Raw genomic sequence first — 263 nt, forward strand, 5'->3', positions numbered from 1 at the left:
TGTAGTTGCGATTGGGTGTACAGGCGGTCAGCATCGTTCTGTAGCATTGACGGAGTATATTTCAAACCACTTCAAAAAGGATTACAGCGTTCAAATATCTCATCGCGATATCGAAAAAAGTAAGGGGAAAGCAGATGTTAGATAATAAGAAACAACCTAAGGTTGTGATCATCGGAGGGGGAACCGGCCTTCCCGTTTTGTTAAGAGGTTTAAAGAAGCACCCAGTGGATATAACGGCGATCGTCACTGTAGCAGATGATGGC

The 263-nt window shown here is 44.1% G+C and carries 2 protein-coding genes; both read left to right on the forward strand.

What is annotated here, in order from left to right; genetic code table 11:
• Positions 1–145: RapZ C-terminal domain-containing protein (locus SB773_RS32590; RefSeq protein WP_486304322.1), on the forward strand; the 145-nt coding region annotated here is incomplete at its 5' end.
• Positions 135–263: 2-phospho-L-lactate transferase CofD family protein (locus SB773_RS32595; protein WP_410594530.1), on the forward strand; the 129-nt coding region annotated here is incomplete at its 3' end. The genes SB773_RS32590 and SB773_RS32595, both read left to right, overlap by 11 nt.

The organism is Bacillus sp. SIMBA_074 (assembly GCF_046534555.1).
GTDB classification, from domain to species: domain Bacteria; phylum Bacillota; class Bacilli; order Bacillales; family Bacillaceae_G; genus Bacillus_A; species Bacillus_A mycoides.